This is a genomic window from Citromicrobium bathyomarinum, assembly GCF_038594605.1.
Classification (GTDB): domain Bacteria; phylum Pseudomonadota; class Alphaproteobacteria; order Sphingomonadales; family Sphingomonadaceae; genus Alteriqipengyuania; species Alteriqipengyuania bathyomarina_B.
Genome location: NZ_JBCFZM010000001.1, coordinates 436,153 through 453,805 on the forward strand (window position 1 = coordinate 436,153; position 17,653 = coordinate 453,805).

Here is a 17,653-nt window from a genome sequence, read left to right on the forward strand (position 1 = left end):
GCAGGCTCCCTTGCGCCGTGGCGGTGCCCGTCCTAGAGGCGGGGCCCGAAAGCCGGACTCTGGGAATCACACGTGATCGATCTCGAACAATACCTGCCCATCCTGCTGTTTCTCGGCGTCGCGCTGGCGATTTCGTGCGTCTTCGTGTTCCTGCCCATGGGCGTGTCGCGACTGACGGGCACGCATAATCCCACGGCCGAGAAAATCAGCGAGTACGAGTGCGGGTTTCCCGCCTTCGAAGAGCCGCGCAGCCAGTTCGATGTGCGCTTCTACCTCGTTGCGATCCTGTTCATCATCTTCGATCTCGAAGCGGCCTTCCTGTTCCCGTGGGCGGTCAGTCTCGATTTCACCGGCTGGTCGGGCTGGGCGACTATGATGGTCTTTATCGGCGAACTGGCCATCGGACTGGCCTATGCTTGGAAAGTGGGCGCGCTCGAGTGGGAGTAATCCCGCAAGGCGTACGGCTCGAATGGAATTGACATGAGCGAGAACCAGACGATCACCCCTGCGGGCCGCGACCCGCACCTGCAGCCCACGGCGCAGCCGGGCGAGGTGCGCGCACCCGACGCGGAATATTTCAACGCGCTGCAGACCGAAGTGAACGACAAAGGCTTCCTGCTGACCAGCACGGAAGACCTGTTCCAGTGGGCCCGCACCGGCTCGCTGTGGTGGATGACCTTCGGTCTTGCGTGCTGCGCGGTGGAGATGATTCACGTCAACATGCCGCGTTACGACATGGAGCGTTTCGGCGTCGCCCCGCGCGCTAGCCCACGCCAGAGCGACGTGATGATCGTCGCCGGTACGCTGTGCAACAAGATGGCGCCTGCGCTGCGCAAGGTCTACGATCAGATGTCCAACCCGAAATATGTCATTTCGATGGGCAGCTGCGCCAATGGCGGTGGCTATTACCACTACAGCTATTCCGTGGTGCGCGGATGCGACCGGATCGTGCCTGTCGACATCTATGTGCCCGGCTGCCCGCCGACCGCCGAAGCCCTGCTGTACGGCGTAATGCAGCTGCAGCGTAAGATACGCCGCAGCGGTACGGTGGAGCGCTAAGCTATGGCCGTTCTTCACTCTGCCCCCAAGTTCACCTTGATCGGTGGGCTCAAAGACAAGCTCTCCGGCGCGCTGGGGGATATTCTCCTCGAAGCGCGCGAAGAGCATGGCGAGTTGCTGCTGACCGTGCAGCGCGACCGGATCGAAGATGCCCTGCGCCTGCTGCGTGACGATCATGGCTATCAGCAGCTGATGGAGATTGCCGGCGCCGACTACCCCAGCCGCGCGGAGCGGTTCGAGGTGGTCTACATGCTGCTTTCGCTGACCGAGAACAGCCGGATCATGGTCAAGCTTACCGCCAGCGAGACGACAACCGTGCCGACGGTCACCACGCTGTGGCCTAACGCTGGATGGCTCGAGCGCGAAGTGTTCGACATGTTCGGCGTGGTCTTCGCGGGGAATGCGGACCTGCGGCGTATCCTGACCGATTACGGCTTCGAAGGGCATCCTTTCCGGAAGGATTTCCCGCTCACCGGCTATGTCGAATTGCGCTATTCGGAAGAAGAGCAGCGGGTCGTATACGAGCCGGTGGAACTGGCGCAGGATTTGCGCAGCTTCGATTTCATGAGCCCTTGGGAAGGTGCGGACTACGTTCTGCCTGGCGACGAAAAGGCAGACGTTCCGCCTGTCGACGAAGCCAAGACCACCGACAGCCCGAAGGAAACCGGGGCCGGACCCAAAGCGGACGAAAAAGCCGACGAGAAGGTCAGCGCCGGTGCTCCGGCCGAAGAGAACAGCGGCAAGGACCGCACGCCTGCGCCCGAGCCGACCGAAGATCGCGCCGAACGGCCCGAGCGCAAAGGCGACACCAAAGACACGGCTTCGGCCACACAGCCCAAGAAGAAGGATTGATCCGCAGCGGCGGGCGCTCGCGCCCTGCCTTTGAGGTTACGCGACGATGGAGTTGGTTTCGATGAAAACACTGCTGACGATGTCCGCCGCGATCTTTCTTGCGGCATGCTCGCAGGGCGAAGACACTGGCGAGAGCGGCGACGATTTCGCCGCGCGCGTCGGTGCGGGGCAGGGCGATGGCTCACCGGTCGTTGAAGGAACCAACGCGCCGGTCGAAAGCACCGAGGCACGCACTTCTGCGGTTCCGGCGGGTGCCGATCCCTTGGCGCTCGAAAAGCTGGGCAATATTGGCCGGGTCGACCTGGGTCCGCGCGATGGTGGATGCACCTATAGCCAGCAGGCCACCGAAGTCTTGCTGGTCGGCGCGCCCGACGATGGCGCTGTGAAAGGCAAGGGCGTCGTCCGCATTGGTGGCGAGCTGGTCAATCTGACTGCCGAGGAAGGCGGTCTGGACACGATTTATGCCGGGCCCACACTGAGCGCGGAAGGCGTGACCGTGAGGGTCGTGCCGGCTGCCGGCAATGATATGGTGCGGACCGCCGATCTGTACGTCGCGGCAAACGGCAAACAGCGCAAGTTCGCCGGCGGGCAATGGGCCTGCGGATAGGAAACGAGATGGCACACGGACTGACGATCGAAGAATCGCCGACCACCGGCGACGACGAGATCACGAACTACACGATCAATTTCGGCCCGCAGCACCCGGCGGCCCATGGCGTGCTGCGCATGGTGTTGGAGCTCGACGGCGAAATCGTGGAGCGAGTCGATCCGCATGTCGGCCTGCTGCATCGCGGCACCGAGAAGCTGATCGAGCACAAGACCTACCTTCAGGCGCTCCCCTATTTCGACCGCCTCGATTACTGCTCGCCGCTGTGTCAGGAACACTCCTACGTGCTCGCGATCGAGAAGCTGCTCAATCTCGAAGTGCCGATCCGCGCGCAGTACCTGCGGGTGCTGTTCGCCGAGCTGACGCGCATGTCGAACCACTTCCTCAATATCGGCGCGCACGTGATGGACGTCGGCGCGATGACACCGAACCTGTGGATTTTCGAGCTGCGCGAAGATTGCATGAATTTCTTCGAGCGGGCGTCTGGCGCGCGCATGCACTCCGCCTGGTTCCGCCCCGGCGGGGTCCATCAGGACGTGCCCGAGAAGCTGCTGGTCGATATTGGCGAATGGCTCGACAATCGTGTGCCGGAATTGTTCGGCGACGCGATGAGCCTCGTGATGGACAACCGCATCTTCAAGCAGCGTAACGTCGATATCGCGGTCGTCAGCCGCGAAGACGCGATTGCCTGGGGCTTTTCCGGCCCGATGCTGCGCGCGGCGGGCGTGCCGTGGGATCTGCGCAAGTCGCAGCCTTACGATGTCTATGACCGCATGGAATTCGACGTCCCTGTCGGCACCAATTCCGATTGCTACGACCGCTTCATGGTCCGCGTGCAGGAAGTCTACCAGAGCGCGCGCATCATCAAGCAGTGTCTCGCCGAAATGCCATCGGGCCCTGTCGCCAGCGACGACCGCAAGGTGGTGCCGCCCAAGCGGGGCGAGATGAAGCAGTCGATGGAAGCGCTGATCCACCACTTCAAGCTCTACACCGAAGGCTTCCACGTGCCCGCAGGCGAAGTCTACGTCGCGACCGAGAGCCCCAAGGGCGAGTTCGGCGTGTACCTGGTCAGCGACGGGTCGAACAAACCCTACCGCTGCAAGATCCGCCCGACCGCGTTTAGCCACCTGCAGGCGATGGACATGATGACCAAGGGCCACATGCTGCCCGACGCAACCGCCATCCTCGGCGCGATCGACGTCGTGTTCGGGGAGTGCGACCGGTAATGGACAGGCTGACGATCAATACGATCGGCGTTGCGGTCCTTGGGATTGTGCTCGTCCTCCACGTGTCCGGCGCGATCGACATCGGCGCCGGGGTCTGGGTGGTAGCGGTAGTTTCGATCTTCGCGGCCTTCAATGTGATCAGCAGGCGGCGCGAACAGGAAGAGTCCAATGGCTGACAGACACACCGCACCCGACACCCCCGAACTGCGCGAGCGGTGGGGCAATTTCGCGTTTTCCTCCGAGTACGAAGCGAAGGCAAAGAAGGCCATTGCGCGCTATCCCGAAGGTCGCAGCAAGTCGGCGGTGATGCCGCTGCTCGACCTTGCCCAGCGGCAGGTGGGCGAGGAAACCGATACGCAGGGCTGGCTGCCGCTGCCGGTGATCGAGTATGTCGCGAACTATCTCGATATGCCGGTGATCCGCGTGCTCGAAGTCGCGACCTTCTACTTCATGTACAACCTCGTGCCCGTGGGTAAGTACCACGTGCAGGTGTGCGGCACGACGCCGTGCATGCTGCGCGGCTCGGACGACATAATCGCCGCGTGCAAGAAGCGCGGGATGAAGAAGGGCCACGTTTCGGACGACGGGTTGTGGACGCTCACCGAAGTCGAATGCATGGGCAATTGCGCGACCGCGCCGATGGTCCAGATCAACGACGACAATTACGAGGATCTGACGGTCGAGCGGCTCGACGCGGTGCTCGACGCGCTGGCCAAGGGCGAGCAGCCAAAGACCGGCACGCAGGAGCCGGGTCGCCACACGAGCGAGCCCAGCGGCGGTCCGACTACGCTCAAGGAAATGGTCACCGATAACCACGATTACCGGGGTGAATGGTGATGGGCGATACCGCCAGGAAAGGCCTGCCGATCGTCGGGATCATGTTCCTGATCCTGGCTGTCGTGAATTTCCTGCAGGGTGACAACTGGGTCGTCTGGGCGATTCTCGGCTTCCTGTTCGGCGGCTTCGGCATTTTCGGTGCGCGGCGCGCCGAAGGTGGTGAGCAATGAGTGCCAAGCAGACCGACAATCAGGCGCTTGGCATCGCTTACCTGATGATGGGCGTCGGTCTCACCATTTCGCTGGGCCTGACGCTCGATCCGGCCTTCCTTGGCACCGGGCTGCCGTTTATCGTGCTTGGCATCGTTTTTCTCTCCAAGAGCAAGGCGGACGCGGCGGAAGAAGGAGACAAGTGATGGAAATCAACATCGTCACCATCATCGTCGCGCTGATCGCCATCGCGATCGCATGGAAAGTGCTGAGCGGCCTGTTCAAGACGCTCGCGCTGCTTGCGATCCTCGCTGTCGCGGCCTTCGTCGTCTTCGGGGTCATGGCATGAGCCACAAAATCGACAGCAAGGACTGGACGGGTGACTATTCCACCGCAGGCCATTATCCGCTCGCCACGGACCAAGAGCGCCGCGTGCAGAGGCGCGTTATGAAATACTCACTGGCTTTCGTCGTCGTTCTGATCGGCGGGCTTTCAATCTGGCAGGTGTTCGCATGAGCCTTCAGGACAAGGACCGCATCTTCACGAACCTGTACGGCTTTCAGGACTGGGGCCTGAAGGCCGCGCAGGCGCGCGGAGACTGGGACGATACCAAGGCGCTGCTCGCCAAGGGGCAGGATTCGATCATCGACGACATGAAGGCCTCGGGCCTTCGTGGGCGCGGCGGTGCGGGCTTCCCGACCGGCATGAAGTGGTCCTTCATGCCCAAGGAAAGCAAGGACGGGCGGCCCAGCTTCCTCGTCATCAACGCCGACGAATCAGAGCCCGGTTCGTGCAAGGACCGCGAGATCATGCGGCACGATCCGCACAAGCTGATCGAAGGCGCGCTGGTCGCAGGCTTCGCGATGCGCGCGCGCGCCGCCTATATCTACATTCGCGGCGAGTATATCCGCGAGGCCGAAGTGCTGCAGGCTGCAATCGACCAAGCGTACGACGCCGGGCTGATCGGCAAGAACGCCTGCGGTTCGGGCTACGACTACGATGTCTTCCTGCATCGCGGCGCAGGTGCCTACATCTGCGGCGAAGAAACCGCGCTGATCGAGAGCCTCGAAGGCAAGAAGGGCCAGCCGCGCCTCAAGCCGCCGTTCCCGGCGGGTGCGGGCCTCTATGGCTGCCCGACGACGGTGAACAACGTTGAGTCGATCGCGGTCGTGCCCACGATCCTGAGGCGCGGCCCTTCGTGGTTCGCCAGCTTCGGGCGCGAGAAGAACGACGGGACCAAGCTGTTCCAGATCAGCGGGCATGTCGAAAAGCCCTGCGTGGTCGAAGAAGAAATGAGCATTCCCTTCCGCGAGCTGATCGAGCGACACTGCGGTGGCATTCGCGGCGGGTGGGACAACCTGCTGGCGGTGATCCCCGGCGGCTCGTCCGTGCCGCTGGTCCCCGCCGAACAGATCATGGACGCGCCGATGGATTTCGACGGTCTGAAGGAAGTCGGCTCGGGCCTCGGCACCGCTGCTGTCATCGTGATGGACAAGTCGACCGATATCGTCCGGGCGATTTCCCGGATCAGCTATTTCTACAAGCACGAGAGCTGCGGCCAGTGCACCCCCTGCCGCGAAGGCACCGGGTGGATGTGGCGCGTGATGAAGCGGCTTGAGACGGGCGATGCAGATATCGACGAGATCGATATGCTCCACACCGTCACCAAGCAGGTGGAGGGCCACACGATCTGCGCGCTGGGCGATGCGGCCGCATGGCCGATCCAGGGCCTCATCAGGCACTTCCGTCCCGAACTCGAGCGGCGCATCGCCGAGCGTGGCGAGGCATTGCAGGAGGCGGCGGAATGATGGTTGCGAGATATGCGATGCTTGGCCTGGCGCTCGCTTTGGCAGCACCCTCGGTGCAGGCCCAGGTTCCGGACGAAAACAACGCCAGCATGGCCACAGGCACGCGCTTCAAGAAGGCGCCCGAGAGCCCGGATGCCGCCAAGGGGCGGTGGATGCAGAAGCGCGTCGCGAATTGCGTCTTCAATCGGAGCAAGGACGAGGTCCGCAAACTGCTGGCCAACAGCAATTTCTATACGATCGATTTCGAGCAGGCGGGCTTCGAAGCCGAGACCATGTTCGACGATCTGGGGGTGAGCTACTGCATCGGTCGCCTGATGCGTGGCGCCGATAACCGCGTGTATCAGATGTACATGCAGATCCAGTATTCGACCTTGCGCAACCTGTTGGCCGAAGAAGTCTATCTGCAGGATTTCGACAGTCCGCCCGCGATCGTGCCGGGAAGTGCGCCCGATGTCGCCGGTCGCTTCGATGGGCGTCGCGTCCATCCGCAGATCAGCACGATGGCCGCGCTGGCCGATTGTCTGACCTACAACGCCCCGCAGGCGTCGCATGATTTGCTCGAGGCCCGTCCCGGGTCTGGCAAGGAGGAAGATGCGATCGAAGTGCTCGGGCCGATTGTGGCGAGCTGCGCCAATACATCTGAAACGGAAATGACCGTCGCGACCTCGCTGATCCGCCAGATGGCTGCTGACGGTCTGTGGTCGCGCGGCCATTATACGGCTGCGGAAGAAGCCAACTGATGGCCGGCCTTACCGCAATCAGTCTGCTCAGCGGAGCCGAGCGATGACCTTCGCAACATCCTTGGTTGCTGCCGCGCTGCTTTCGCTCGCGGGTGCGCAGGCCGCGCTGCCCGATCGGCTGCGTTCGTCCCCATCGCCCAAGGCGGCGGAGCAGGGGCGCCAGGTTATGATGAATTACGGCCGGTGCATCGCCGATGCCGAAACCGAGCTTTCGCGAGACTTCGTGCTCACCGATCTGGCGGATATCGACGATCCGCAGTGGGACCGCATCGTCGACAATCGGTGCATGCGCCTTAGCGGCGGGCAACTCACCATGCAGTCGTATTATTTTCGCGGTGCGATAGCCGACCGGCTGATCGACAGGACGCTGCCGGACACTGCTTTGGAGGGCGTTGCGCAACTCGCCCCCATCAACGCGACCCATCCCGGTTCGGGCCCGTTGGCGGAGAATTACACCTTTATGTATCGCCTGGGCGAGTGCATTGCGCGTACCGATCCGGCGGGCACCCGTGCATTGTTGGATACCCGGATTGACAGCGGCAAGGAAGTCGATGCGATCAAGGCTTTATCGCCGACCATCGCAGGCTGCGTTCCTGAGGGCAGGAGTATGCAGATCGACCGGGTGCGTATGCGCCTGGGGCTTGCCACCATTTACTATCGGCTGGCCCATGCGCTGGCCTTTGAAAGCGAAGTATAATGCCTAAAGTCACCGTAGACGGACAGGAAATCGACGTGCCCGAAGGCGCGACCGTGCTGCAGGCGTGCGAGCTTGCGGGCAAGGAAATTCCGCGTTTCTGCTATCACGAGCGGCTGAGCATCGCGGGCAATTGCCGCATGTGCCTGGTCGAGGTGAAGCCCGGGCCGCCCAAACCGCAGGCAAGCTGCGCGCTGCCCGCCACCGAAGGCCAGGAAATTCGCACCGACACCGAGATGGTGAAGACCGCGCGCGAAGGCGTGATGGAATTTCTGCTCATCAACCATCCGCTCGATTGCCCGATCTGCGACCAGGGCGGCGAATGCGACCTGCAAGACCAAGCGATGTATTACGGGCGCGGCGCGACGCGCTATCACGAGAACAAGCGCGCCGTGACCGAGAAATACATGGGTCCGCTGATCAAGACGATCATGACCCGCTGCATCCACTGCACCCGCTGCGTCCGCTTTTCCGAGGAAATCGCGGGCGTGGACGAGATCGGCGCGCTCTATCGCGGCGAGGACATGCAGATCACGACCTATCTGGAGCAGGCGGCGGAGCATGAGCTTTCCGCCAATGTGATCGACTTGTGCCCTGTCGGAGCGCTGACTTCGCGGCCCTACGCCTACGAAGCGCGACCATGGGAGCTGAAGCGAACGCTCAGCATCGACGTTTCCGATGCGGTCGGCGCTAACATCTCGCTTCACTCGCGCGGTCGTGAAGTGATGCGCGCGCTTCCGCGGATCAACGACGACGTCAATGAAGAGTGGATTTCAGACAAGGCGCGCTATCAGGTCGATGGCCTGACGCGGCGTCGGCTCGATGCGGTTTGGATGCGCGGCGACGATAACAAGCTACAGCGCTCAAGCTGGGAAGATGCTTTCGGCGCGATCGTCGAGGCCGCCAAGAAAGGCGGGGAGGGCAGCATCGCTGCCGTCGCGGGCGATCTGGTCGACTGCGAAACGATGTTCGCGGCCAAGCGCCTGCTGGCCGAGCTTGGCTCGGACAAGCTCGAAGGCCGCCAGACCGGGCTCGATTACGATTGCTCCAGCCTTGCAGGGATCGGCTTCAATTCTGGCTTTGCTGGCATCGAAACCGCCGACGCGATCCTGATCGTCGGCAGCCAGGTTCGCCACGAAGCGCCGCTGATCAATGTCCGCCTGCGCAAGGCGGCGAAGCGCGGCGCGAAGATCTTCCTGATCGGGCCCGAGTGGGACACGACCTTCGACTGCCAATTCCTTGGCGAGGATGCGGGTCTGCTGCATGACCTGCCGGGCCATGTCGCCGATGCGTTCAAGGATGCCGCGCGGCCTGCGATCATCGTCGGTCCCGGCGGGCTCGCGGCGAATGCGCTGCACCCTGCGCTGACACTCGCCACAGAGTGGAACCTTGTGCGTGATGTCGATGGCCCGGACGGCAAGGAAAGCTGGAACGGCTTCAACGTCATCCACACCGCCGCATCGCGGATGGGCGGGGTCATGCTTGGCTACGCGCAGAAGAAGGGCATCAAGGACATCGTCGATGCCGCGCCTGCCGTATTGCTTTCGCTCGGCGCGGACTCGCTCGACTACGGGGCGTTCGAGAAGAGCCTGAAGGTCTATATCGGCCACCACGGCGATGCGGGCGCGCATGCGGCAGATATTATCCTGCCCGCGGCAAGCTATGCCGAGAAGGACGGGACTTACGTCAACACCGAGGGGCGCGTGCAATTCGCCGAGAAGGCGGTATTTGCCCCCGGCGACGCGCGTGAAGACTGGACGATCCTGCGCGCGCTGGCCGATGCCTTCGGCGTCAACGTCGGCTTCGACAGCTTCGCGCAGCTCCAGTCCGCGATGATCGCGGCGGTGCCCGCGCTGGGCGAAGAAGGCATTGCCGACCTCGGCAAGCTGCCCAAGGGCAAGAAAACGGCCAAGGCCAAGGGGGCGATTTCGTACCCGATCGCCGACTTCTACCTGACCAATCCCATCGCTCGCGCAAGCGAAACGATGCAGCGCTGCTCGGCCGAACTGGTCCACGGCGAGGAACTGGCGGAGGCAGCGGAATGACCGAATTTTTCCAGAACCTCGGCCTCAACTACGAATTCTCGTGGTTCATCGCGACCATCATCGGCATCCTGCTGATCGCGCTGCCGCTGATGCTCGCGGTCGCCTATGTCATCCTGATCGACCGCAAGGTCTGGGCCGCGATCAACCTGCGCAAGGGCCCCAACGTGGTCGGCCCCTTCGGCCTGCTGCAAAGCTTCGCCGACGGGCTGAAGGTGTTCCTGCAGGAAACCATCATCCCGAGCGCGGCGAACAAGGGTATCTTCATCATTGCGCCGATCATCACCTTCACCGTGGCGCTCGCCGCGTGGGCGGTGGTGCCCTTTGCCGATGGCTGGGTGCTGGCAGACATCAATGTCGGCCTGCTCTACATCCTGGCGATCAGCTCGCTGTCGGTTTACGGCGTGGTGATGGCGGGCTGGGCGAGTAACTCGAAATACCCATTCTTCTCCGCCATGCGCGCCGCCGCACAGATGATTTCCTACGAAGTCTCGATCGGCTTCATCCTGATCTGCGTCGTGCTGTGGGCGGGCAGCTTCAACCTGACCGAGATCGTCGAAAGCCAGCGCGGGCACGGCCTGGGCATCGTCAACGGCTATTACTTCAACCTGCTGCTGTTCCCGATGTGGGTTGTGTTCTTCATCTCCAGCCTCGCGGAGACGCAGCGCGTACCGTTCGACCTGACCGAAGCGGAGAGCGAGCTGGTTGCCGGTTATCAGACCGAATATTCCAGCATGGCCTTCGCGCTGTTCTGGCTGGGCGAATATGCCAACATCCTGCTGATGTGCGCGCTCAACACGCTGCTGTTCTTCGGCGGGTGGTTGCCCCCGATCGACTGGGCGCCGCTCTACTACGTGCCCGGCTTCATCTGGTTCTTCCTCAAGACGCTGTTCTTCTTCTTCATGTTCAGCTGGGTGATGGCGACCGTACCGCGCTACCGCTACGACCAGCTGATGCGGCTCGGCTGGAAGGTGTTCCTGCCGATGAGCCTGATCTTCGTTTTCCTTATCAGCGGCTACCTGATGGCCACCGGACACTATTCATGAGTATCGCCCAGACCCTGAAGGCCTTTACCCTCTACGAGTTCGTGAAGGCCCACGCGCTGACCCTGAAGTATCTCTTCAAGCCCAAGGTCACGATTAACTACCCCTACGAGAAAAACCCGGTTTCGCCGCGGTTCCGGGGCGAGCATGCGCTGCGTCGCTATCCCAACGGGGAAGAGCGCTGCATCGCGTGCAAGCTGTGCGAGGCGGTTTGCCCGGCGCAGGCGATCACCATCGAGTCGGAGCCGCGCGCCGACGGTTCGCGCCGCACCACGCGCTACGATATCGACATGACGAAGTGCATCTATTGCGGCTTCTGCCAGGAGGCATGCCCGGTGGATGCCATCGTCGAAGGGCCGAACTTCGAATATTCCACGGAAACCCGCGAGGAACTGCTCTACGACAAGACCAAACTGCTCGCCAATGGTGACAAATGGGAACGCGCCATCGCGGCGAACCTTGAAGCCGACGCGCCCTACCGCTAGGCGCGCCACAGACCACGTTCGGGGCAACTTTCAGAAGCTATGATTCAGGCCATCGCCTTTTACCTCTTCGCGTCCATGGTGATCGGCAGCGCCGTGCTCACGATCATGAGCCGCAATCCCGTGCATTCGGTGCTGTGGCTCATCCTCGCGTTCTTCAACGCGGCGGGGCTGATGGTCTTGCTGGGAGCCGAATTCATCGCGATGCTGCTGGTTGTCGTCTATGTCGGCGCGGTCGCGGTACTCTTCCTGTTCGTCGTGATGATGCTCGACGTCGATATGGCAGAGCTGCGCGCCGGATTTATCAAGAACTTCCCGCTCGGCATCGCGATTGCGCTGGTCCTGCTGGCTGAGCTGGTGCTGGGCATCGGCGCGCTCAATGCGGGTGCGCTGGAACTGGGCGCGGCGACGGGCGAGAATGCGCCCAACCTGCAGCGCAGCAACATCGAGAATATCGGCGCGCTGCTCTATTCCGAATATGTCTTCATCTTCGAGGCGGCAGGCCTGATCCTGCTGGTCGCGATGGTTGGTGCAATCGTGCTGACCCATCGCGATCTGAAGACCACGCGCGGACATCAGAACATCACCAAGCAGGTGCGTCGCAATCCGAAGGAGGCGACGCAGATGAAGCAGCCGACCATCGGCGAGGGGATCGAGCTGTGATCGGTATCGAACATTACATCATCGTCAGCGCGATCCTGTTCGTGCTCGGCGTTTTGGGAATTTTCCTCAACCGCAAGAACGTCATCGTCATCCTGATGGCAATCGAACTGATCCTGCTGGCAGTGAACATCAACCTCGTCGCATTCAGCGCCTTCCTTGGTGATCTGACCGGCCAGATTTTCGCGATGTTCGTGCTGACCGTGGCGGCGGGCGAAGCGGCCATCGGACTTGCGATCCTCGTCATATTCTTCCGTGATCGCGGCACGATCGCGGTCGACGACGTGAACCGGATGAAGGGCTAGATATCCAAGTGCAGTCCTCGATCCTCATCATCGTTTTCCTGCCGCTGCTGGCGGCGATCGTTGCCGGCCTGTTCGGCGGTGCGCTGGGTAAGACCGTCTCCAAGGCGATCACCACCGGCGCACTGTTCGTGTCCTGCGCGCTCAGCTGGCCGATCTTCCTCGGCTTTCTCGGCGGCACGCTCCAAGCGGACGTGGTCCCGGTGCTGCAGTGGGTGCAGTCGGGCGACCTCAGCTTCGACTGGGCGCTGCGGGTCGATACGCTGACCGCGATCATGCTGGTGGTCATCACCAGCGTGTCCGCGCTCGTCCATCTCTATTCGTGGGGCTACATGGACGAAGACCCGGACCAACAGCGGTTCTTCGCATACCTGTGCCTGTTCACCTTCGCGATGCTGATGCTGGTGACAGCGGACAACCTCGTGCAGATGTTCTTCGGGTGGGAAGGCGTCGGCCTCGCCTCCTACCTCCTCATTGGCTTCTGGTACAAGAAGCCCAGCGCCAACGCCGCCGCGATCAAGGCCTTCGTGGTCAACCGCGTGGGCGACCTTGGCTTCATGCTCGGTATTTTCGGTACCTTCCTGGTGTTCGGCACGGTCTCGATCCCGCAAATTCTCGAGATGGCCCCCGCGATGAGCGGCAGCTCGATCACCTTCATGGGCATGCGCCTGATGACGATGGATATCCTGTGTATCCTCCTGTTCATCGGCGCGATGGGTAAATCTGCGCAGCTGGGCCTTCACACCTGGCTCCCCGATGCGATGGAGGGGCCGACGCCCGTTTCCGCGCTTATCCACGCCGCCACGATGGTGACCGCAGGCGTGTTCATGGTCTGCCGCCTGTCCCCGATGTTCGAAACCGCTCCGGTGGCGCTGACGATCGTCACCGTGATCGGCGGCGCAACCTGCCTGTTCGCGGCCACGATCGGCACGACGCAGTGGGATATCAAGCGGGTGATTGCCTATTCGACGTGCTCGCAGCTCGGCTACATGTTCTTTGCCGCAGGTGCGGGCGCATACGGAGTGGCGATGTTCCACCTGTTCACGCACGCCTTCTTCAAGGCGCTGCTGTTCCTTGGCGCGGGCGCGGTGATCCACGCAATGCATCACGAGCAGGACATGCGCTATTACGGCGGCCTGCGTAAGCAGATCCCGATTACCTTCTGGGCGATGATGGCGGGCACGCTCGCGATCACAGGCGTCGGTATCGTCGGCGTGTTCGGCTTCGCGGGGTTTTATTCCAAGGACGCGATTCTCGAAGCCGCCTTTGCGCGCGGCACCGGTGCGGCCAACTTCGCCTTCTGGGCGGGCGCAATCGCGGCGCTGCTGACGAGCTTCTATTCCTGGCGCCTGATGTTCCTGACCTTCTGGGGCAAACCCCGCTGGGCCGACAGCGAGCATATCCAGCATGCCGTGCACCACGGGCATGACGAGCCCGAAGAGCACAACCCCGCGGCGCAGGAAGATGCAGGCAACAGCCCGGCACATCACGTCCCCTCGGCGCATGAGGATGACGGCACAGCGGGTTACCATCCGCACGAGGCGCCCTGGGTGATGCTGGTCCCGCTGATCGTGCTGAGCATTGGCGCGGTGTTCGCAGGCTTCGTCTACTACGAACCGTTCGTGGACTCCGAGGAATTCTGGGGCGACTCGATCTTCTTCAATTACGATCTGATCCACGCGATCCACGGCGTGCCGATGTGGGTGAAACTCACCGCGACGGTCGCGATGCTGCTCGGCCTGCTGACTGCCTGGTTCTCTTACATCCGCAATCCGAAATTGCCTGAAGCGGCGGCGGCTCAGCTTGGCCCGATCTACCGGTTCTTCCTCAACAAGTGGTACTTCGACGAATTGTATAACTTCCTGTTCGTGAAGCCCGCTTTCTGGTTCGGCCGGGTGTTCTGGAAGCAGCTGGACATCGGCATTATCGACCGCTTCGGTCCCGATGGTGCGGCATGGGTGGTGAAGCAGGGTGCGGACGGCGCGAAGCGCGTTCAGTCCGGCATGCTCAACACCTATGCGCTGGTCATGCTGCTCGGCCTTGTGGCTGCCGTCACCTGGGTTCTGCTGTGATGGAAGGTTTTCCCATTCTTACCCTGATGCTGGCCGTTCCGCTGATCGCGGCGGTGCTGTGCTTCTTCGTTAGCGCGTCCACCGCGCGCATGGTCGCGCTGGCAGCGACTCTGGCCAACCTCGCGCTGGGCATCCTGCTGTGGATCAATTTCGACATCGGCGGCGCACAGTGGCAGTTCCAGGAGGAAGCGAACCTGTTCGCGGGCTTCCAATATGCGCTCGGCATCGATGGCATCGCGCTGATGCTGATCATGCTCAGCGTCTTCCTGATGCCGATCTGCATCCTCGCGAGCTGGACGAGCGTGACCAAGCGCGTCGGCGAATACATGGCTGCGTTCCTGATCATGGAACTGCTGATGATAGGCGTGTTCGCCGCGCAGGATATCCTGCTGTTCTACATCTTCTTCGAAGCCGGCCTGATCCCGATGTACCTGATTATCGGGATTTGGGGCGGGGCGGACCGCATCTACGCCAGCTTCAAGTTCTTCCTCTACACGCTGCTCGGCTCGGTCGTGATGCTGATCGCGATGCTGTGGATGATCAACGAGGCGGGGACGAGCGACATTCCCACGCTGCTGCAATACGATTTCGCGCCGGAAGCGCAGACGTGGCTGTGGCTCGCCTTCTTCGCCAGCTTTGCGGTTAAGATGCCGATGTGGCCGGTCCACACCTGGCTACCCGCAGCGCACGTTCAGGCGCCGACCGCAGGTTCGGTGATCCTTGCCGGCGTGCTGCTGAAGCTGGGTGGCTACGGTTTCATCCGCTTCAGCCTGCCGATGTTCCCCGAAGCATCCGCGCAGTTCATGTGGCTGGTCTTCGGCCTGTCGATGGTCGCGGTGGTCGTCACCAGTCTCATCGCGCTCGTCCAGCAGGACATGAAGAAGCTGATCGCCTATTCCTCGGTCGCCCACATGGCGATCGTGACGGCGGGCCTGTTCGCTTTCAATGTGCAAGGCCTCGAAGGTGCGATGGTGATGATGCTGAGCCACGGGCTCGTGTCGGGCGCACTGTTCCTGTGCGTGGGCGTCATCTACGACCGGCTGCACACGCGGGAAATCAGCCGCTACGGTGGCCTTGCGACCAACATGCCTCGTTACGCGCTGTTTTTCCTGCTGTTCACGATGGCAGCCATTGGCCTGCCGGGGACCAGCGGCTTCGTGGCCGAGTTCGTGAGCCTCGCGGGGATCTATAAGGCGTCGAGCACCACCACATTCGTGCTGACCACCGGCATCATCCTTGGCGCAGGCTACATGCTCTATCTCTACCGCCGGGTCGTATTCGGCACGCAGGACAATGCCGACGCCGCTGCGATGCCCGACCTGAACGTGCGCGAATGGGCGATGCTGGCTCCGGTCGCCGCAGCAGTGCTGTGGATGGGCGTCTATCCAGAGAGTTTCATTGCCCCGATGCGGAGCGATATTGCCGCAATCGAGGCGCGCATTGCGCGTGCCGCACCGCCGAGCGATGCCGCACTCGTCGCCGGGCAGCCCCGCGATCACGCTGCGAACTACATCGCGCATGACGAGGGCGAGGGCGAGCACGGCGGCGGCTCCGAACATGAAGGCGAGGACCACGGGTCCGAGGGCGAACACTGATGGACTACGCGACTTCCTTTGCCCTCGTCATTCCGGAACTGGTGCTGACCGGCTCCGGCCTGATCCTGCTGCTGATCGCCGCCTTTGGTGGTGAGAAGACCAGCGGTCTCGTGTCGATTCTCGCGGCGGTTGCGCTGGGCGCTGCGGGCTGCCTCGTCCTTCCGTCGTTGGTCGAAGGTGCGGGCGGCGCGACTGCGATGGCCTTCAACGGGCAGTTCAGTGCCGATGCTTTCGCTGCATTCGCGAAGCTGCTGACCTATCTCGCGGCAATCGGCTGCCTGATGATCGCACCCGGCTTCTTCGGTCGCCTCCGTGCGATGCGGCCCGAGTATCCGGTGCTTATCCTGTTTGCGACGCTGGGCATGAGCATCATGGTCTCTGCGACCGATCTGATGACGCTCTATGTCGGTCTCGAATTGAACAGCCTGGCCGCCTATGTGCTCGCCAGCTTCCTGCGCAATGACAGCCGTTCGGCCGAAGCCGGTCTCAAGTATTTCGTGCTCGGTGCGCTCGCCAGCGGCATCCTGCTATACGGGATGAGCCTCACATACGGCTTCACCGGTACGACGAGCTTTGCGGGCATTCGTATGGCACAGGAAGCCGGGCTCTCCACCGGTGCGCTGTTTGGCCTGATCTTCGTGCTCGCCGGTCTTGCGTTCAAGATCAGCGCCGTGCCGTTCCACATGTGGACGCCCGATGTTTACGAGGGTGCGCCGACGCCGGTGACGACCTTCTTCGCGACCGCGCCGAAGGTTGCCGCCATTGCGCTCACCGCGCGTGTCGCACTCGACGCTTTCGGGTCGCAACACGACGCATGGCGCCAGATCGTGATTTTCGCCGCGCTCGCCTCGATCGTGGTCGGTGCGCTGGGGGCCATCGGACAGAACAATCTCAAGCGGCTGCTCGCCTATTCGTCGATCAACAATGTCGGTTTCATCCTGATCGGCCTCGCTGCCGCGACAGCGGGTGGCGCAAGCGCGATGCTGTTCTACCTTGCGATCTATGTCGTGATGTCGCTCGGCAGCTTCGTTGCAATTCTCATGCTGCGCAATGGCGATGGCGAGAACCTGGAAACCTTCGACGACATCGCAGGCCTTTCCAGCACGCGGTCGGCCATTGCCTGGTGTCTGCTGATCCTGATGTTCAGCCTTGCCGGCATTCCCCCGCTGATGGGCTTCTTCGCCAAGCTGGAGGTGTTCCGCGCGGTGGTTGAGGCGGGACTGATCCCGCTCGCGGTGATCGGCATCGCGGCAAGCGTGATCGGCGCGTTCTATTATATCAAGTTCGTCAAGGTGATGTTCTTCGACGAACCTGTGAACCGCGCGACCACGGGCGCCAGCACTGCCCAGTGGGCGATTCTGGCCATTTGCACGATCCTCATCTCACCGGTCGGATGGTTCCTCTCGCGGGGGCTGGAGACGATGACGCAAGCGGCCGCTGCGGGGTTGTTCGCAGGCGTCTAAGCCTGCCGACGCCGGCAACGCC

The 17,653-nt window shown here is 62.4% G+C and carries 22 protein-coding genes; all 22 read left to right on the forward strand.

Annotation, left to right across the window (positions count from 1 at the left end):
• Nucleotides 1–72: 72 nt before the first annotated feature.
• The 22 genes from ndhC to nuoN all read left to right on the forward strand — a co-directional run bounded on the left by ndhC (nucleotide 73) and on the right by nuoN (nucleotide 17,631).
• Nucleotides 73–447, forward strand: coding sequence for an NADH-quinone oxidoreductase subunit A (gene ndhC / locus AAG612_RS02090; RefSeq protein ID WP_342506778.1), 375 nt, complete (start codon nucleotides 73–75; stop codon nucleotides 445–447).
• Nucleotides 448–480: 33 nt separating this feature from the next.
• On the forward strand, nucleotides 481–1,059 hold the full coding sequence (locus AAG612_RS02095) for a NuoB/complex I 20 kDa subunit family protein (protein ID WP_342506780.1): 579 nt from the start codon (nucleotides 481–483) through the stop codon (nucleotides 1,057–1,059).
• Between the two features lie 3 nt (nucleotides 1,060–1,062).
• Complete coding sequence (locus AAG612_RS02100; RefSeq protein ID WP_342506782.1) at nucleotides 1,063–1,911, forward strand: NADH-quinone oxidoreductase subunit C; 849 nt, start codon at nucleotides 1,063–1,065, stop codon at nucleotides 1,909–1,911.
• 61 nt (nucleotides 1,912–1,972) lie between these two features.
• Nucleotides 1,973–2,518: a hypothetical protein gene (locus AAG612_RS02105; RefSeq protein WP_342506784.1), complete on the forward strand. Its 546-nt coding sequence runs from the start codon at nucleotides 1,973–1,975 to the stop codon at nucleotides 2,516–2,518.
• 8 nt (nucleotides 2,519–2,526) lie between these two features.
• The gene (locus AAG612_RS02110) at nucleotides 2,527–3,744 is read left to right on the forward strand and encodes an NADH-quinone oxidoreductase subunit D (protein WP_342506786.1); all 1,218 of its coding nucleotides are present in this window, start codon (nucleotides 2,527–2,529) and stop codon (nucleotides 3,742–3,744) included.
• The gene (locus AAG612_RS02115) at nucleotides 3,744–3,920 is read left to right on the forward strand and encodes a hypothetical protein (RefSeq protein WP_342506788.1); all 177 of its coding nucleotides are present in this window, start codon (nucleotides 3,744–3,746) and stop codon (nucleotides 3,918–3,920) included. Before AAG612_RS02110 ends, AAG612_RS02115 begins: the two co-directional genes overlap by 1 nt.
• Nucleotides 3,913–4,581, forward strand: a complete 669-nt coding sequence (gene nuoE, locus AAG612_RS02120; RefSeq protein WP_342506790.1) for an NADH-quinone oxidoreductase subunit NuoE — start codon at nucleotides 3,913–3,915, stop codon at nucleotides 4,579–4,581. Before AAG612_RS02115 ends, nuoE begins: the two co-directional genes overlap by 8 nt.
• Nucleotides 4,581–4,751, forward strand: a complete 171-nt coding sequence (locus tag AAG612_RS02125) for a hypothetical protein (RefSeq protein ID WP_342506792.1) — start codon at nucleotides 4,581–4,583, stop codon at nucleotides 4,749–4,751. The genes nuoE and AAG612_RS02125 overlap by 1 nt, the downstream gene beginning before the upstream one ends.
• Nucleotides 4,748–4,936 (forward strand): hypothetical protein, encoded by a 189-nt coding sequence (locus AAG612_RS02130; protein WP_342506794.1) that lies wholly within the window; start codon nucleotides 4,748–4,750, stop codon nucleotides 4,934–4,936. The genes AAG612_RS02125 and AAG612_RS02130 overlap by 4 nt, the downstream gene beginning before the upstream one ends.
• Nucleotides 4,936–5,079 (forward strand): hypothetical protein, encoded by a 144-nt coding sequence (locus AAG612_RS02135; RefSeq protein ID WP_342506796.1) that lies wholly within the window; start codon nucleotides 4,936–4,938, stop codon nucleotides 5,077–5,079. The genes AAG612_RS02130 and AAG612_RS02135 overlap by 1 nt, the downstream gene beginning before the upstream one ends.
• Nucleotides 5,076–5,246: a hypothetical protein gene (locus AAG612_RS02140; protein WP_342506798.1), complete on the forward strand. Its 171-nt coding sequence runs from the start codon at nucleotides 5,076–5,078 to the stop codon at nucleotides 5,244–5,246. Before AAG612_RS02135 ends, AAG612_RS02140 begins: the two co-directional genes overlap by 4 nt.
• Nucleotides 5,243–6,538, forward strand: coding sequence for an NADH-quinone oxidoreductase subunit NuoF (nuoF, locus tag AAG612_RS02145; protein ID WP_342506800.1), 1,296 nt, complete (start codon nucleotides 5,243–5,245; stop codon nucleotides 6,536–6,538). The genes AAG612_RS02140 and nuoF overlap by 4 nt, the downstream gene beginning before the upstream one ends.
• Nucleotides 6,535–7,278 carry a hypothetical protein gene (locus AAG612_RS02150; RefSeq protein WP_342506802.1) on the forward strand — a complete coding sequence of 248 codons (744 nt, stop codon included), beginning with the start codon at nucleotides 6,535–6,537 and terminating at the stop codon, nucleotides 7,276–7,278. Before nuoF ends, AAG612_RS02150 begins: the two co-directional genes overlap by 4 nt.
• 166 nt (nucleotides 7,279–7,444) lie before the next feature.
• Nucleotides 7,445–7,975 (forward strand): hypothetical protein, encoded by a 531-nt coding sequence (locus AAG612_RS02155; RefSeq protein WP_342506804.1) that lies wholly within the window; start codon nucleotides 7,445–7,447, stop codon nucleotides 7,973–7,975.
• A complete protein-coding gene (gene nuoG / locus AAG612_RS02160) occupies nucleotides 7,975–10,017 on the forward strand; it encodes an NADH-quinone oxidoreductase subunit NuoG (protein ID WP_342506806.1) in 2,043 nt (680 codons plus the stop codon). The genes AAG612_RS02155 and nuoG overlap by 1 nt, the downstream gene beginning before the upstream one ends.
• Nucleotides 10,014–11,060 carry an NADH-quinone oxidoreductase subunit NuoH gene (gene nuoH, locus AAG612_RS02165; RefSeq protein WP_342506808.1) on the forward strand — a complete coding sequence of 349 codons (1,047 nt, stop codon included), beginning with the start codon at nucleotides 10,014–10,016 and terminating at the stop codon, nucleotides 11,058–11,060. Before nuoG ends, nuoH begins: the two co-directional genes overlap by 4 nt.
• A complete protein-coding gene (nuoI, locus tag AAG612_RS02170; protein ID WP_342506810.1) occupies nucleotides 11,057–11,542 on the forward strand; it encodes an NADH-quinone oxidoreductase subunit NuoI in 486 nt (161 codons plus the stop codon). Before nuoH ends, nuoI begins: the two co-directional genes overlap by 4 nt.
• Nucleotides 11,543–11,581: 39 nt before the next feature.
• Nucleotides 11,582–12,202, forward strand: coding sequence for an NADH-quinone oxidoreductase subunit J (locus AAG612_RS02175; protein ID WP_342506812.1), 621 nt, complete (start codon nucleotides 11,582–11,584; stop codon nucleotides 12,200–12,202).
• On the forward strand, nucleotides 12,199–12,504 hold the full coding sequence (gene nuoK / locus AAG612_RS02180) for an NADH-quinone oxidoreductase subunit NuoK (protein WP_115492329.1): 306 nt from the start codon (nucleotides 12,199–12,201) through the stop codon (nucleotides 12,502–12,504). The genes AAG612_RS02175 and nuoK overlap by 4 nt, the downstream gene beginning before the upstream one ends.
• An 8-nt stretch (nucleotides 12,505–12,512) precedes the next feature.
• Complete coding sequence (gene nuoL / locus AAG612_RS02185; RefSeq protein ID WP_342506817.1) at nucleotides 12,513–14,573, forward strand: NADH-quinone oxidoreductase subunit L; 2,061 nt, start codon at nucleotides 12,513–12,515, stop codon at nucleotides 14,571–14,573.
• On the forward strand, nucleotides 14,573–16,168 hold the full coding sequence (locus tag AAG612_RS02190; protein ID WP_342506819.1) for an NADH-quinone oxidoreductase subunit M: 1,596 nt from the start codon (nucleotides 14,573–14,575) through the stop codon (nucleotides 16,166–16,168). The genes nuoL and AAG612_RS02190 overlap by 1 nt, the downstream gene beginning before the upstream one ends.
• Nucleotides 16,168–17,631: an NADH-quinone oxidoreductase subunit NuoN gene (gene nuoN / locus AAG612_RS02195; protein ID WP_342506821.1), complete on the forward strand. Its 1,464-nt coding sequence runs from the start codon at nucleotides 16,168–16,170 to the stop codon at nucleotides 17,629–17,631. Before AAG612_RS02190 ends, nuoN begins: the two co-directional genes overlap by 1 nt.
• Nucleotides 17,632–17,653 lie beyond the last annotated feature (22 nt).

What these genes read in the sequence shown, in the direction of transcription:
- AAG612_RS02095 (WP_342506780.1), top strand. Translation starts at nt 481, where the DNA reads ATGAGCGAGAACCAGACGATCACCCCTGCGGGCCGCGACCCGCACCTG.
- AAG612_RS02100 (WP_342506782.1), top strand. Translation starts at nt 1,063, where the DNA reads ATGGCCGTTCTTCACTCTGCCCCCAAGTTCACCTTGATCGGTGGGCTC.
- AAG612_RS02105 (WP_342506784.1), top strand. Translation starts at nt 1,973, where the DNA reads ATGAAAACACTGCTGACGATGTCCGCCGCGATCTTTCTTGCGGCATGC.
- AAG612_RS02110 (WP_342506786.1), top strand. Translation starts at nt 2,527, where the DNA reads ATGGCACACGGACTGACGATCGAAGAATCGCCGACCACCGGCGACGAC.
- AAG612_RS02115 (WP_342506788.1), top strand. Translation starts at nt 3,744, where the DNA reads ATGGACAGGCTGACGATCAATACGATCGGCGTTGCGGTCCTTGGGATT.
- nuoE (WP_342506790.1), top strand. Translation starts at nt 3,913, where the DNA reads ATGGCTGACAGACACACCGCACCCGACACCCCCGAACTGCGCGAGCGG.
- AAG612_RS02125 (WP_342506792.1), top strand. Translation starts at nt 4,581, where the DNA reads ATGGGCGATACCGCCAGGAAAGGCCTGCCGATCGTCGGGATCATGTTC.
- AAG612_RS02130 (WP_342506794.1), top strand. Translation starts at nt 4,748, where the DNA reads ATGAGTGCCAAGCAGACCGACAATCAGGCGCTTGGCATCGCTTACCTG.
- AAG612_RS02135 (WP_342506796.1), top strand. Translation starts at nt 4,936, where the DNA reads ATGGAAATCAACATCGTCACCATCATCGTCGCGCTGATCGCCATCGCG.
- AAG612_RS02140 (WP_342506798.1), top strand. Translation starts at nt 5,076, where the DNA reads ATGAGCCACAAAATCGACAGCAAGGACTGGACGGGTGACTATTCCACC.
- nuoF (WP_342506800.1), top strand. Translation starts at nt 5,243, where the DNA reads ATGAGCCTTCAGGACAAGGACCGCATCTTCACGAACCTGTACGGCTTT.
- AAG612_RS02150 (WP_342506802.1), top strand. Translation starts at nt 6,535, where the DNA reads ATGATGGTTGCGAGATATGCGATGCTTGGCCTGGCGCTCGCTTTGGCA.
- AAG612_RS02155 (WP_342506804.1), top strand. Translation starts at nt 7,445, where the DNA reads ATGATGAATTACGGCCGGTGCATCGCCGATGCCGAAACCGAGCTTTCG.
- nuoG (WP_342506806.1), top strand. Translation starts at nt 7,975, where the DNA reads ATGCCTAAAGTCACCGTAGACGGACAGGAAATCGACGTGCCCGAAGGC.
- nuoH (WP_342506808.1), top strand. Translation starts at nt 10,014, where the DNA reads ATGACCGAATTTTTCCAGAACCTCGGCCTCAACTACGAATTCTCGTGG.
- nuoI (WP_342506810.1), top strand. Translation starts at nt 11,057, where the DNA reads ATGAGTATCGCCCAGACCCTGAAGGCCTTTACCCTCTACGAGTTCGTG.
- AAG612_RS02175 (WP_342506812.1), top strand. Translation starts at nt 11,582, where the DNA reads ATGATTCAGGCCATCGCCTTTTACCTCTTCGCGTCCATGGTGATCGGC.
- AAG612_RS02190 (WP_342506819.1), top strand. Translation starts at nt 14,573, where the DNA reads ATGGAAGGTTTTCCCATTCTTACCCTGATGCTGGCCGTTCCGCTGATC.
- nuoN (WP_342506821.1), top strand. Translation starts at nt 16,168, where the DNA reads ATGGACTACGCGACTTCCTTTGCCCTCGTCATTCCGGAACTGGTGCTG.